Here is a 13,337-nt window from a genome sequence, read left to right on the forward strand (position 1 = left end):
TAAGTGTTACCCGTCCAACTCTATCGAGCGGGTGCAAGCCTGGTCAATCCAGCCCCCACCGGAAGAACGCCATGCATACCACTCTACAGGAGCTAACTGTTAAGGCTCCAGCGGGCCTTCCCCCCCACTTTGATCCGGAGCGGGTGGGAGAGATTTGGCGCGTGCCCTACCAACAGCGGGCAGCAGAAGCCGAGCTCTGGGCCAAGGAGCAAGGGATCCCGCCGGCAGAGGCGGATCGGGTGCGGGTGGGCTTGCTGCTCATTGATGTGCAGAACACCTTTTGCATTCCCGGCTTTGAGTTGTTTGTGGCCGGTTCCGGCGGATTGGGAGCGGTGGAAGACAATCGACGGCTTTGTCAGTTCATCTACCGCAATTTGGCTTGCCTCACCCAGATCATTGCCACTCTCGACACCCACACGGCCATGCAGATCTTCCACCCCGTCTTTTGGGTGGACGCGCAGGGAGCCCATCCTGAGCCGGCCACGGCCATTTCGGCAGCCGATATCCGCTGCGGACGCTGGCGGGTTAACCCCGCCATGGCTGCCAACCTCACCCAGGGGGATCTGACGCGGTTGCAGGTCTACGCTCTGCACTACGCCGAGCAGTTGGAGCAGGGGGGAAAATATCCCCTCATCGTCTGGCCCTACCACTCCATGCTGGGGGGGATTGGCCATGCCCTGGTGCCAGCGGTGGAGGAGGCGATTTTCTTTCACAGCATGGCCCGCTGCAGCCAGCCCAGCCTGCAGCTCAAGGGAGCCAATCCCTTGACGGAAAATTATTCCGTGCTTAGCCCGGAGGTCTTGACTGGGCCGGAAGGGGATCCCATCGACGAGAAAAATGAGCCTCTTATCCGCCACCTGCTGCAGTTTGACGCCCTGATCGTGGCTGGCCAAGCCAAAAGCCATTGCGTGGCCTGGACGGTGAGTGACCTGCTGCAGGAAATCCAAGCCACGGATCCCAGCTTGGCCAAGAAAGTTTATCTTCTGGAGGACTGCACCTCGGCGGTGGTGATCCCCGGCGTTGTGGATTTCAGCGAACAGGCGGAGGCCGCTTTCGCCCGCTTTGCGGAAGCAGGAATGCACCGAGTGCGCTCCACGGATCCCATCTGGGAGTGGCCTGAGTTTCCCCGGGATCCCAGCTGACCTCCAACATCCGGTATGATGCAGCAGGATCCTCTGCTGGAGCAGCCCTGTGTACGGTCGCGGTAGCGGTGCGGAGCACTCTCGCGGTAGCGGTGCGGAGCACTTTTGGGATCCCCGCCCTGAGGCCAGTTCCACCGTCTCCAGCAGCCTGCGCCCCCCCAGCGGTGCCCGGGATCTCCTGCCGCGGGAGGTACAACGGCGGGAGAAGCTGGAGGCTCAGCTGACCCGGGTTTTCCGGCGCCATGGCTACCAGCGCATCATCACTCCCACCCTAGAGCGGCTGGAAACGCTGCTGGCGGGGGGATCCATCCGCGCTGAGTCGGTGCTGCAACTGCGGGATGGCGAAGGGACGATGCTGGGGCTGCGCCCCGAGTTCACTGCTTCCATTGTGCGGGCGGCAGCCACCCGTCTAGCCGGTGGGCCTTTGCCGTTGCGGCTCTACTACCACGGCAGCGTTTTTCGCAACAGCCGGCGGGAGGAGGGATCCTACAGTAGCCAGGAGTTTTTTCAGTCCGGAGTGGAGCTGATCGGGGCAGGGGGATGGCTGGCAGATGCCGAGATTCTGCTGCTGCTGGCCGATTGCATTCGCTCGATCGGCATCTCTTCTTGTGTAAACGGGACGGAGGCCGCCTGGACGCTGCTGCTGGGAGATGTCAGCCTCACCGAGAGTTTGCTCAGCGCCGTTGCCCCCACGGCTCAAGCGGCAGTGCGCCGTGCCATTGCCCAGCTCGACTACGTTTACCTGGAATCGGCCCCTCTGCCGGAAGCCGCCCGCCAGATTGGCTTGCAGATTCTGGGGCTGCGGGGCCAGCCCGGCTCAGTTCTTTCTGACCTGGCTCAGTTGCCTGTGCCGCCTGAGCGGCTGCGGGATCTGCGGCAGCTCTGCCAGGTGCTGGAGGAACATGGGGTGCGGGTGGTGCTGGATCTGAGCTTGTTGCAAACCCTGGCCTACTACACCGGTATCGTTTTTCAGGCGGTGGCGAGCGGGGAGGTCATTGCTCTGGGGGGGCGCTACGACCGGCTGTACGCCCTCTACAGCCCTCAGCAGGCCAGTCGCGCTGGCGGCGGCACGGAATCCTCGCAGCCGGGGATTGGCTTTACCCTTCTGCCGGATACGCTGCTGCGGCTCTTGCCCCCCGATCCCCAAACCGAGGAGATGGGCTGCAAACGGTTGGTGGTGCCCCTGGTGCCGGCAGGGATCCCGGCGGCGCTGGCCTTGGCCGCCCGCTGGCGAGAAGAGTGCACCGCACCGCTGACGCGAACGGAGGCGGTGGAGCTGGAATTGCTGGATCGGGCCCCTGAAGAGATCGAAGCCTATGCCCGCCAATGTCGGATCCCGGAGATCGCCTGGGTACAAGCCGACGGCAGCTACCACATCACCCACCCGGGCTAATGCTGGCAAGGTTGACCTCCCAACAGAGACGGGGCTGCACCAGTTGCAACAGGTGTTGGCGAATGCGTTCCAACTGCCGGATGGCCCTCTGCACCCCTGGCGCAAACGGCTGACGGGATCCCTGTGCCCAAAAATGCTGCTGCAAATAATCGATCAGCCACAGTTGTGCCGGCAGCTCCAAACTGGCCACCGCTCTGCCCAATTCCAATGCCTGCTGGAGAGAAGAGTGCCAGGGCCAACGTTTGAGTTCCTCAAGGAGCGACGGCGGGATCTGCTGCAGGTGCTGGTGGGCCAGCAAGGCCAAGCCGGGGCTGCCCTGGGCCAAGGCAATCAGCTCGGATCGAGGGATCCCTGCCAGATCTGGGCAACCCAACCCACTCAGCACCCGGTCGACCTCTTCTGGGCTGAGGCGGCGAAAAGGCACCATCTGGCAGCGGGACAACAGCGTCGGCAACAGCGAGGCCGCCTGGGGGGCGATGAGTATAATATGGGCTGGGCCTGGCTCCTCCAGGGTTTTCAACAAAGCATTGGCAGCGCTTTCCGCCAAGGTTTCGGCTCCCTCCAGCACCACCACCGCTCCCGATCGCGTAAGCGGGACGGAGTCCTTTCGCGTAAGCGGGACGGAGTCCTTTAGCGGGGCGGAGCCCTTTCGCTGGGCTCGAATCGGCTTGCGGGCACAGAAGCGGGATACCCCCTGCACCTGCTCCAGGCGAATTTGGGGCGGCGAGCGCCGTTGCAAGGTTTGCGCCTCCGGGGAGTCTGCCGCAATTAGGCGGCCTTGGTGCAGGTAGGTGGGGCTGACCCAGTGGAGATTGGGATGGTTGCCCGCCAGCAGCCAACGGCAGTGGGAGCACTTGCCGCAAGGGATCCCGGAGCTGGATTCGCACAAGAGGGCCTGGGCAAACCAACGGGCCATCAGCTTCCGCCCCACCCCTTGGGGGCCCAAGAAGCAGTAGCTGGAAGTCACCCGCCCCTTCTCCAGGGCCGCCACAAGCAGTCGTGCCGCCATCTCCTGCCCGACAATGTGCTGCGGAGGCAAGACCTTCACCCGGTCAGCGGTCTCGGCGGCTGCAACTCCATTCGCGCTACTCGGACAGAGTCGTTGCATCATCTCAGCAGGAGAGGACGAGTTGACCTTCTTCCTGCCCTAAAGGGCAAGAATTCCTTCTAGGTCGCAGGATGATTCCTACTTCCTGGGCTACACCGCCCTTGCCAATGATGAGGGATGCCATGACCCCAACCACTGGGATGAACTCCCAGATACTTTCCCTGCTGACACTGCGCCCTATTCAAGTTGGCGGAGTTCAACCGGCACCATAACACAAAGCCGCCCTCAAGGGCGGAGCGCTAAACCCAGTTTTTTTGGTCAACCGTTGGCAGAAGCTGGCAGAAAATGTTTGCGAAAATACTGCAGCGTCTCCGGTCGCAATAACCCCCGCTCCACCAAGGGATCCCCCCAGTGGGGCGAAGATTCATCCATCGGCGGCAAGGACTCCAGCACTTCAGCAGCCAACAAGTCGGCAGCCCTGAGAAACTCTCCCACCATGCGGCACCCCGACAAACGGGCAGAATACCCCCCATCCGCAAAGAACTTGAAAGTGCTATGCCTCCGGCACCCTACCGGGAACCGCACCGCTACCGCGACCGTGGTTGCCTTCAGGCCGGTACACTCGCCAATGACCGCGGTCAGCTTGCCCCCCGACTGTTGCCAGCGGCTGAGGATGTCTTGGATCTGGGGCCGATCCAGCAAGCCCGCTGCCTGCAAGTTTTGGAACAGATGCCTGGCCCAGGGGGTGAGTTCCGCCAGCAAAGGATCCGTCGGCGTGTCCTCAGAATTGGCGGGAAGCTCCCCGGCATCGGTCGCAGGTTCCTCCAGTCTCCTCGTAAGGACTGTGTTTCGCTCACGCGAACGTGCTGGCTCATCTTTGGCGGTTGAACCAGAGAAGTTGGCTGCTCTCAACTGAGCCTGCGCTGCCTCGGCGATCAGCTTTTGCTGTTCGTAACTCACCTGCAGCAGACGGTTGCGATCGCGTTAGCGGTGCGGAGCACTTTTCTGCTCAATCTTGAGATTCTCTTGCAGGGACTCCAGGCTCTGCCGATAGGCCGCTAGCAGCTCTCGCGCGTCTCGCAGTTCCACCGTCAAGTTGGCCTGCTGCTGTTGAAGGGCGCTGAGGCGGGATCCCATCGTTTTCAGTTGTTGTTGAGCTTGCTCCAAGGCTTCTTGGCGGGCTTGCAGGGATCCCTCCAGTTGGACAATGCGCTGGTCGGCCTCGGCCCGTTCTGCCCTGAGCTGGTGGATCAGGGCTTGGCTCTGCTGCAATGGAGCAGTACAGCCTGTTAAGGAATCAAGGGGCACAGTAGCAACACCTAGCAAACCAACTTCGGAAGCAGAATGGATTGATGAGTAGTCAAGAGGTCTCTGCTATCTGCTCCATCCCATACTTCCCGGCTCTGGAAAACTGCCGGATAAAAGGCTTCAATACCGACCACATCTTCTCAATCGGATTCAACTCTGGTGCATACACAGGCAGGTCTATGATCCGCGCACCTGTTCCTTGAATCAAACCCTCCACTTCCGAACTCTAATCACCACCTTCCGCGCATCCAATTCCGGACATGAGTCACTTTGCAAAAACTCCAGAAAATTGCTCTTCCGCACTCCACCCTTGATAACACAACAGCCTACTGCCTCTCTCCAGGAAATAGCTTCAATAATCTTATGTTTTTTCCCTTTGCATCTCTGACGGTAACTGTAAGCTCTTTGACTGCGTAAACTCCGAGATACCCCTCCGTTCCATTGCCTCTCACACCCTTGTCTGGTCTAGAATAGCTATATCTTCCACTGGTATATTCTTGACTTCTTAGCTATAGGCTAATTGTTGCCTTTGCACCTCCTCTTCTCTGATTTTTACACTGCGGTAATTCTTTTTTGGCGTCATTCCTCGCTTTTTTAAAAAGTTGTCTATCGTAACAGCACTCACATCAGTATCCAGTTGCTCTCGTAGCAGTTCTTGATACTACCACGGATAATAGTTCAGGCGCCTTTCAATGACCGTCATAACTTCTTGCCGGTGTTGTTCCAGAATACCTACTCGCTTTGTGCCGACTTTCTTGGGGGATAAATCCTGAGTTTGTTGATACTGATGCACCCAGTGGTGCAGTGTTCTTTGGGTTACCATGAACTGTTCCGCTACCTGGCGAGTGGAGGTCTTGCCTGCCTGATAAGCTGCCACAACTCTTTGGGATAAATCTAACAAATAGGTTGGTATATATCTCTCTTTTCTCTTGGATACTTGTATCCTAATTCATAGGCTGTAATCGGTGAAGTGCCAAAAATGATTCTGATTCTTGTTTCAGCATCGTTGCTGAGCAACCGCTAGGGTGTAGAGACGCGGATCTTCGACAAGAGGATCCCTAGGAAAAAACGAGAAAGAAGGAGAGAAAATCATGTCTGCCAGCACCCTTGTCCGTTGCGCCTGTGAACACTGCAACTGCAGCTTCGAGAGCAGCCAAGGCTATCGCTACGAAGGCCAACTCTACTGCAGCGAAGCCTGTGCCACCCACAATCACGAGCACCCTTCCGCCTGCTGTGTGGCTTCTCACTGCTGTCAATAAGCAGGTCACCAGGCCTTCTTGGGGATCCCAAGCTGCTTTTCTCCCCAGGCAGTTTTTGATAGGCTCCTAGGAACCTTTATCCCTGTCGAGCTTGCATGGAATACCGCTGGGAGCTGCTGCCCACTCCCCCCCAGTTCAATCCGCAACTGAGCCGGGAATACGGCAAGTATGCGGCCAAGGTGATGGCCCTGCGGGGTCTGCACACTTGGGAGCAAGCGCGGGCCTTCGCGGATCCCGAACACTATTCCCCCACACCACCAGCATCCCTGCCGGATCTGGAGCAGGCGGTGGCGCGGCTGCTGCAAGCACGGGAAAGGGAAGAGACCCTGTGCATTTGGGGGGACTTTGACTGCGATGGTGTCACCAGTACCAGTCTCCTGCTCTCGGCGTTACAACCCTTGGGCTTCCGAGTCCAGTTCTCCATACCGCTGCGCAGCACCGAGGGGCACGGGCTCAATCCTCAACGGCTACAGCAGGTGCTGGCCCAGGGCTGCCAAGTGATCCTGACGGTGGATTGCGGGGTAGGCAATGCTGCCGAAATTGCCATGGCCCAAGCCCAGGGGGTGGACGTGATCGTGACGGATCACCACATGCTGCCGGATCCCTTGCCCGCTGCCTATGCGGTGGTCAACCCCTTGCGATTGCCGGCTGAACATCCGCTGCGCTTCTTGCCGGGGGTGGGAGTGGCCTACAAGTTGGCGGAGGCGCTCTACCAAGCCCTAGGGATCCCTGGTGTCGAGCAGCACCTGGATCTGGTGGCGGTGGGAATTGTGGCCGATGTGGCGGTGTTGCAGCGGGAGTGCCGCTACTTGGTGCAGCGGGGCCTGCCGGTGCTGGCCAGTACGCAGCGCCCGGGGTTGCGAGCTCTGCTGGCCCAGGTTAGCAACGGCCAGCTCCAGAGGTCGCCGACAACCCAGGATATTGCTTTTCGCATCGCCCCCAAGTTGAACGTCATTGGCCGCTTGGAAGACGCCAGCTTAGCAGTGGAGCTGCTGACCACCTCCGATCCAGAGCGGGCCCAGGCGCTGGTGCAACGGTTTGTTGCCCTTGACGAAGAGCGCCGGCAGCTCACCCAGCAAGTGATCCAAGAGGCCAGCCAACAGGTAGAGAGCTTGGATCTGACCCGGGAAGGAGCCATTGTTCTGGCGGAAGCCGGCTGGAACCCAGGGGTTCTGGGGATCGCGGCGGCGCGCTTGGTGGAGCAGTACCGCTGCCCGACGGTGTTGATTGCCAAAGACGAAGCCACAGGGCTGGGCCATGGGTCGGGTCGTTCCCTGCCAGGGGTGAACCTGGTGGAGGCCATCGAGGCCGTGCGCCCCCTCTTGCGGCGGGGAGGCGGACACCCCATGGCCGCCGGGATCCAAGTGGATCTGGCTTGCCTGGCCACTGTGCAACTGGCGTTGCAGCGGGAGCTGGCCGCGCGGGTTAGCCCGGATCAGCAGGCTCGCGCCTTGGCGGTGGAGATTATCCTCGACTGGGAGCTACTGGTCTCTCAGGATCGGGATGGGGTGGCAGAGCTGGATGAGGTGTATCGGCAATTGCAGCTTCTGCAGCCCTTTGGGCACGGCAATCCCAACCCCGTCGTTGCCTTGATGAACTTCCGTCCCAATAGCTCCAACCTGGGAGTCTCCCGCAATGGCCGCCACCTCAAGTTTGAACTCCAAGGCTCGCCGGGATCCCGTACTCTGTGGTTTTGGCAGGCCGGAGAAGAGCTGGAGCGTTGGCAAAAATGCCAAGCTTTGGACATCGCCCTCCAGTTGGAAGCGGATGACCGGGGCAGACAGCCTTGGCAGGGCAAAGTGCTGGCGGTGCGCCCTGCGGGAGAGTGGCAGGCACCCACCATTTCCGCCCCTCGCCTACAGATCCAAGATTTTCGGCAGAAACCCCTGCCGGATTCGCAGCAGGGGGCCATCTGTTACGACGGGCAGGAGGCCGAGAACTTTGTTCCACCACCCAAAGGGAAAGAGCTGGTACTGGCCCGCTGGCCCTGGCTACCGGCGGACTTGGCACAACTGCTGCAACAGGTACAGCCCCGAACCCTGATCCTGGCCGCTTCTGCCTCCCCCTGGGAGCAGATCCCCCAGCAGATTGCCCAACTGCAAGCGCTGTGGCAAGCAGGCCGACGGGATCCCGAGGATCTGGCTGCGGCAACCGGCTTTCCCCGGCAATGGCTGGCGGAACTGGACGGCCCGGAGCAGATCCCCACCTTGCTGATGGGCCGCCTTCAGGAATCCCAAGCCTTTCACCGCTGGCTGGATGAGGCTAGCCCCACCCAGATTGCCCAACTGTGTCAGCGGCTGCTGCGACCGGATCCCCTCTCAAGAGAGACAAGAGAGAAAAGAGAAAAGAACGGAGAGTAGTGAGAAGGGAGCATGCCTCTAACCCCCAAAACCCTGAACTTTGCTGAATTTACTGAGCTTTAGGCGGTTTGGCAAAAGTCATTGAGAGGGATATAGTAGACCAAGTTTCCCCCTGATCCTTGAGTCCACCGCAACGGTTGCCGGGAAGTGAAGGGGGAAAGCGCTCGGGGGGTATTCCTCAGGGCTTTGCGGGATACCGCCTTCCTGCTCAGAGATGGGCAGGATGCGATCGCTTCTTTCCTGAACCATGTTCAGGAGAGTTCAGCGTGAATGTATCAGTATCCTCACTCCTCTCTCCTCACTTCTCACTCCTCATTGTTGCTCCCCACCGCTGACGCGATACTCTGGATCAAATGGCTCAACCTCATTTTTTCTGGCAACCAGAGCCCCTCAGAGTTTTCCGTGATCCCGGTTCGCCTAACCTTGCACAATTTTCTCTGTTACGCTCACGCCGTTTTGGATCTGCGCGGGATCCATACTGCCTGTATCTGTGGCCCCAATGGGGCAGGCAAGTCCGCCCTGCTCGATGCCCTCACCTGGGGCCTTTGGGGGCAAAGCCGGGCTAGCAATGACAGCGATCTCATCCGCAAGGGGGCCAGCGAAGCCTGGGTAGAGGTGATCTACCGCTCCCGAGGACAAACCTACCGCATCCTGCGCAGCCGTCATCTATCGGGCGAGGGATCCCTGGAGTGGCAAATTCAAACCGGAGAAACCGACGGCCAACCTCGCTGGCGCAGCCTAACCCGCCGCGGCATGCGCGCCACCCAACAGGCCATTCAAAGTCAGCTCAGCCTCGACTACGAGACCTTTATTCACTCTGCCTATCTGCGACAAGGACAAGCGGATGCCTTCACCCTGAAGCGTCCTGGCGAGCGCAAGCAGATCTTGGCCGACATGCTCAAGTTGGGGCAGTACGATTTGCTGGCCGACCGCTGCCGGGAACAGGCGCGCAGTGCCAAACTCAAAGCCGATCTGCTCCAAGAGCGCCTGCAGCAGCTCAACCAACAACAGGCCCACGTTGGCCAAATCCAAGCCGAGCTGGAGCGACTCCAACAACGGCAAACTCATCTGCAGCAGCTCCTAGCCCAGCAACAGCAGGAATTGCAAGCCCTAGAGCGCCTCTACGAACATCGCTGCATCCTGCAGGAGCGCCACCAACACCTTACCCAACACTTGCAAAAGCTCGGCACCAACCTACAGCACACCGAGCAACAGTGGCGTGCCCAGCGACAGCACCTGCTCCAGTTGGAAGAGCTGATCGCCCAGAGTGAAGACATCCTGGCGGGTTACGAACGCTACCAAGCCCTGATGGCCCAAGATCGCCATCTCCACCACCTCTTCGAGCAACAGCAGCATCTGCTCCAAGAACGCCAAAAGCTGCAAGCCCAGCAAGCAGAGCAGCAACAGCAGCAACTGCGCAAGATGCAACGGCTGCAACAGGAGTTGGCCACCTGCCAAGCCCAGGCCCAAGCCGATGCCCAATTGCTGGCAGAACAGGAGCGCATCGAAATCGGCCTGCGCCACTACCAGCAAGCTCAAGAGCGTCTCCAGGCCCTGAACCAAGCCCAAGCTCAAGCCGCCGTCCTTCTCCAGCAGCAACAGCATTGGCAAGAGCAAATCCGCCGCGAGCGGGAACGCCTGCAAGCCCGCGTTCAGCTTCTCAGCCAGCAACTACAAAGCCAGGAAACTCTAGCCCAACAGCAGCAGCAACTGGAGCAGAAAATCGCCGAAGGAGAGGCCGCCTTGGCAGAGCTGGAGCGACGGCGTCTCTACCAGCAGCGGGTGTTGGAAAAAGTCCAAGAACGGCGGCTGTTCGTGCAAAAGCTCCAGGAACGCCAGCGGGTTCTCCAGCAACAGTGGCAACAGGAGGAAGAACGCTGCCGCCTGTTGGTGACCAGCTGGGATGAAGGTCAAGAGGCGTTTCCCGTTCAAAGTGCTCCGCGAGGCGAACAAGATCAGGGAGAGCGCCGCCCCATCCCCACTTTGGCGAGGGTGACGGCCCTTGTCGAGGAGACAGCCGAACAAGAGAAGGGATCCCTGGCCCTATCTTCTGTCGGCCAGCCTGCCGAGCCATCCCCTGCAACGCCGACAGCAGAGCCGCAGGGATCCGGCTTTATGGCTCCGCAACGCCGTCGCAACTGGACTTGCCCCCTCTGCGCCCGTCCCCTCAGCCCGCGCCTGCGGGATGTGGTGCTGAAAAAACACCGCGAGCGTCAAGAGGAAATTGCCGGCGAACTGTTTGTTATCCGCGAACAACTGGCGGTGGCCGACCGGGAGATTGAACTCTTGCAAGCAGAATACCGCCGTCTCAGCCAAGAACTGGCCACCTGGGATGAGCGCCTGCATCTGCAAGGGCGATTGCAACAGCAGTGGGAAGCCGAGCAGGAACGCCGCCGGCAAATCCAGCTCTGGCAAGCAGAAGCGGCAGAGTTGAGGGAAATCCTCGACCGGGAAGCTTACGCTCAAGAAGCTCGGCAACAGCTCCAGCAGATCCAGCAGGCCCTGCAACAACTGGGCTATGACGAGCGCGAGCACGCCTTACAACGAGGAGAACTGGAGCGCTGGCGCTGGGCACTGGGCCGCTCTCAGGAACTCCGCAAGGCCCAGGAGCGCCGCTCTCACCTATGGGAGCAAATCGCCTCCCTACAGGCACAACTGGAAACCCTGCAACAGGTGGGATCCAAGGACTCCGTCCCGCCAGTGGGATCGGATTCTCCCCTGGCGGAGCGGTTGGCTCAGGTGGAACAGGCGTTAAACCACCTGGGCTACGATGGATCCCTGCACCAGCAGGTGAAAGCCGAACTGGCCCAAGCGCAACTCTGGCCGGTGCGCCTGCAAGCCCTACAGGTGGCCCGCCAGGAACTGCCGGAGGTGGCAGCCCGCACCCAAGCCTTATCCCAACGCCTACAGGAAAGCCGCCGGCACTTTGCCCAGGCCACCCAAGAGTTGGAACGGCTTCAGCAACAACTGGCGGAGCATCCCGAGGTTTTGCCTGCTCAGCTGGAAGGGATCCGCCAAACCCTGCAGGAGCGCCGCCGGCAACTGGATGAGGTGCTGTCTCAGATAGGGGCCGCCCAACAACGGCTACAACAGGCGGTTCAACAGCAGGCGGAACAGGCCGAGCTGGAACAGCAACTGCAACAGGCCCGCCGCCAGCAGCAGGTGTACCAAGAGCTGGCCAATGCCTACGGCCGCAACGGCATCCCCGCCCTGATCGTCGAAAATGTCCTGCCCGAGCTGGAAGCCCAGGCCAACCAGATCCTGGCCCGCCTTACCCAACACCGCCTGCACCTGCAATTGGTTACCCAGCGCTCCGGGCGACGCTATTGCTCACCGGCCAAGCTGTCCTCCGTAGCGGGACGGAGTCCCTATGACACCCTCGACATTCTCATTGCCGATCCCCACGGCACCCGCCCCTACGAGACTTACTCCGGTGGAGAAGCCTTCCGCATCAACTTCGCCATTCGCCTGGCCTTGTCCCGCCTGCTCACCCAGCGCTCGGGATCCGACCTGCAAACCTTAATCATCGACGAGGGGTTTGGATCCCAGGATGCCACCGGGCGCGCCCAACTGCTGGCTGCCATCAACGCCATCGCCCCGGACTTTGCCTGCATCTTGGTGATTACCCACATCCCCAGCCTGCAGGATGCTTTCCCCCGCCGCATTGAGGTACAACCCTCTCCCCAGGGATCCCGCCTCTCCATTCGCGGCTAGTCCCTTCAGGAGTTGCCGGCACGATTTTGCAGCCACTGCTGCAACAGGGGCACCAGAGTCTCGCTGAGTTGGTTCCACTGGTCGGGCTTCTGGGCGGTGGTCAGCAGCTCCACCCGCTCGCCTCGGATCACCAGAAAGCCAACCGGCTCGATGCGCACCCCACCCCCCGCTCCCCCGAACAGACTGGCCGGATCCCCGCCGTTGCCGCGACAGCCAGGAGCAGTCTTTCCAAAGTTACCCCCTCCCCCACCCAAGCCAAAATGCAAGGACATGTAAGGGACAATAATCGTCTCACCAATAGTGATCGGCTGACCAAAGGTTTGTCCCGTTTCCGCCAAAACCTTCAGCTTGCCGAGCACCGCCTCCAGCACCGATTCCACGTTGAAGTCGGATCCCATCTCCGTTGACTCGCCCACCAGACGCTCGGGCAAATGGCGCGCAGTACCTTCCCAGGCTAGTGCAGCCACGCCCAAGAGAGAAAGCCCAAGAAACTCCCCTAATCTTCGTCCGGCGAGCCGGAATAGAGATCTTCCAAACGGCTGCGAGCTTCTTCCAAGCTGGCCGAGCGAATCACCAGTAGAGGCTCCTCGGTGAGGTTGCCATCTTCATCCAGCAGCTCTGGGTGAGGGATCCGCTTGCGGGCACGACGAGGAGAGGCCTTGCGCTCTTCCACGCCCAGTGTGATGACATTGGTAACCAAGTTGCGCAGGGCCAAAAAGGCAATGGCCACAAAAGCGATGAGGTAGAGAATCTGCAGCATTACAGGTCGGGGGAGGGGTGAATCTGGCGAAATTGACGGCCCAATTCGGCACATTTCATAAGCAGGCGATGCCATTTTGCCATCAGCCCAGGGTCGATGCCAACCTCTTGATCGGACGCCTGATAAAGCGCTTCGGCCACCTGTAGCTCCGCCTGGGCAGCCAAAACCTCTTCCAGCAAGGACTGTTGCTCCTCTGGGCTGATAAATTCCAGGGTCTCTTCCTGCAAAAAGCGGCGAGAACGCTCAAACCAGTAGCGGTAGTCCTCCAACAGTGGCCCCAGAATCTCTCGCAACAGCTCAGATTTGCTCATGGCCTGGGATCCCTCCACAACTGGTTTGGATGAAAAAATCTT

General features: G+C 60.1%; 11 protein-coding genes and 1 pseudogene. 5 read left to right on the forward strand and 7 right to left on the reverse strand.

Annotation, left to right across the window (positions count from 1 at the left end):
- The first annotated feature begins 71 nt into the window (after window positions 1-71).
- Both ACVWZU_RS01000 and ACVWZU_RS01005 read left to right on the forward strand, forming a co-directional pair.
- A complete protein-coding gene (locus tag ACVWZU_RS01000; RefSeq protein ID WP_457442894.1) occupies window positions 72-1,142 on the forward strand; it encodes an isochorismatase in 1,071 nt (356 codons plus the stop codon).
- Between the two features lie 49 nt (window positions 1,143-1,191).
- The gene (locus ACVWZU_RS01005) at window positions 1,192-2,535 is read left to right on the forward strand and encodes an ATP phosphoribosyltransferase regulatory subunit (RefSeq protein WP_457388616.1); all 1,344 of its coding nucleotides are present in this window, start codon (window positions 1,192-1,194) and stop codon (window positions 2,533-2,535) included.
- On the opposite strand, the gene ACVWZU_RS01010 is transcribed toward ACVWZU_RS01005, so the two are convergent.
- The 4 genes and pseudogenes from ACVWZU_RS01010 to ACVWZU_RS01025 all read right to left on the reverse strand — a co-directional run bounded on the left by ACVWZU_RS01010 (window position 2,519) and on the right by ACVWZU_RS01025 (window position 5,804).
- Window positions 2,519-3,646, reverse strand: a complete 1,128-nt coding sequence (locus ACVWZU_RS01010) for a DNA polymerase III subunit delta' (protein WP_457442896.1) — start codon at window positions 3,644-3,646, stop codon at window positions 2,519-2,521. The genes ACVWZU_RS01005 and ACVWZU_RS01010 overlap by 17 nt on opposite strands.
- 255 nt (window positions 3,647-3,901) lie before the next feature.
- Window positions 3,902-4,543: a hypothetical protein gene (locus tag ACVWZU_RS01015; RefSeq protein ID WP_457442898.1), complete on the reverse strand. Its 642-nt coding sequence runs from the start codon at window positions 4,541-4,543 to the stop codon at window positions 3,902-3,904.
- A gap of 24 nt (window positions 4,544-4,567) precedes the next feature.
- Window positions 4,568-4,891: a hypothetical protein gene (locus ACVWZU_RS01020; protein WP_457442900.1), complete on the reverse strand. Its 324-nt coding sequence runs from the start codon at window positions 4,889-4,891 to the stop codon at window positions 4,568-4,570.
- Window positions 4,881-5,804, reverse strand: a pseudogene (locus ACVWZU_RS01025) (IS630 family transposase). The gene ACVWZU_RS01020 and the pseudogene ACVWZU_RS01025 overlap by 11 nt, the downstream one beginning before the upstream one ends.
- 178 nt (window positions 5,805-5,982) lie before the next feature.
- Here ACVWZU_RS01025 and ACVWZU_RS01030 point away from each other — a divergent pair.
- From ACVWZU_RS01030 to ACVWZU_RS01040, 3 genes are all read left to right on the forward strand, one after another.
- Window positions 5,983-6,150 (forward strand): hypothetical protein, encoded by a 168-nt coding sequence (locus tag ACVWZU_RS01030; protein WP_083757636.1) that lies wholly within the window; start codon window positions 5,983-5,985, stop codon window positions 6,148-6,150.
- A 95-nt stretch (window positions 6,151-6,245) separates the two neighbouring features.
- Window positions 6,246-8,510 carry a single-stranded-DNA-specific exonuclease RecJ gene (recJ, locus tag ACVWZU_RS01035; RefSeq protein ID WP_457442902.1) on the forward strand — a complete coding sequence of 755 codons (2,265 nt, stop codon included), beginning with the start codon at window positions 6,246-6,248 and terminating at the stop codon, window positions 8,508-8,510.
- A 270-nt stretch (window positions 8,511-8,780) separates the two neighbouring features.
- Window positions 8,781-12,224 carry an AAA family ATPase gene (locus tag ACVWZU_RS01040; RefSeq protein ID WP_457442904.1) on the forward strand — a complete coding sequence of 1,148 codons (3,444 nt, stop codon included), beginning with the start codon at window positions 8,781-8,783 and terminating at the stop codon, window positions 12,222-12,224.
- Between the two features lie 5 nt (window positions 12,225-12,229).
- On the opposite strand, the gene ACVWZU_RS01045 is transcribed toward ACVWZU_RS01040, so the two are convergent.
- The 3 genes from ACVWZU_RS01045 to ACVWZU_RS01055 form a co-directional block, all read right to left on the reverse strand.
- A complete protein-coding gene (locus ACVWZU_RS01045; RefSeq protein ID WP_457442906.1) occupies window positions 12,230-12,655 on the reverse strand; it encodes a GerW family sporulation protein in 426 nt (141 codons plus the stop codon).
- A 65-nt stretch (window positions 12,656-12,720) separates the two neighbouring features.
- A complete protein-coding gene (locus ACVWZU_RS01050) occupies window positions 12,721-12,984 on the reverse strand; it encodes a DUF2973 domain-containing protein (protein WP_414344596.1) in 264 nt (87 codons plus the stop codon).
- The gene (locus ACVWZU_RS01055) at window positions 12,984-13,295 is read right to left on the reverse strand and encodes a DUF2605 domain-containing protein (RefSeq protein ID WP_457442908.1); all 312 of its coding nucleotides are present in this window, start codon (window positions 13,293-13,295) and stop codon (window positions 12,984-12,986) included. Before ACVWZU_RS01055 ends, ACVWZU_RS01050 begins: the two co-directional genes overlap by 1 nt.
- Between the last annotated feature and the right edge of the window lie 42 nt (window positions 13,296-13,337).

This window comes from Thermostichus sp. MS-CIW-26, assembly GCF_054059115.1.

Bases quoted from the DNA above. Each gene is read 5' to 3' on its own strand.
- ACVWZU_RS01000 (WP_457442894.1), top strand. From the start codon at position 72: ATGCATACCACTCTACAGGAGCTAACTGTTAAGGCTCCAGCGGGCCTT.
- ACVWZU_RS01010 (WP_457442896.1), bottom strand. From the start codon at position 3,646: ATGATGCAACGACTCTGTCCGAGTAGCGCGAATGGAGTTGCAGCCGCC.
- ACVWZU_RS01030 (WP_083757636.1), top strand. From the start codon at position 5,983: ATGTCTGCCAGCACCCTTGTCCGTTGCGCCTGTGAACACTGCAACTGC.
- recJ (WP_457442902.1), top strand. From the start codon at position 6,246: ATGGAATACCGCTGGGAGCTGCTGCCCACTCCCCCCCAGTTCAATCCG.
- ACVWZU_RS01040 (WP_457442904.1), top strand. From the start codon at position 8,781: ATGTATCAGTATCCTCACTCCTCTCTCCTCACTTCTCACTCCTCATTG.
- ACVWZU_RS01050 (WP_414344596.1), bottom strand. From the start codon at position 12,984: ATGCTGCAGATTCTCTACCTCATCGCTTTTGTGGCCATTGCCTTTTTG.
- ACVWZU_RS01055 (WP_457442908.1), bottom strand. From the start codon at position 13,295: ATGAGCAAATCTGAGCTGTTGCGAGAGATTCTGGGGCCACTGTTGGAG.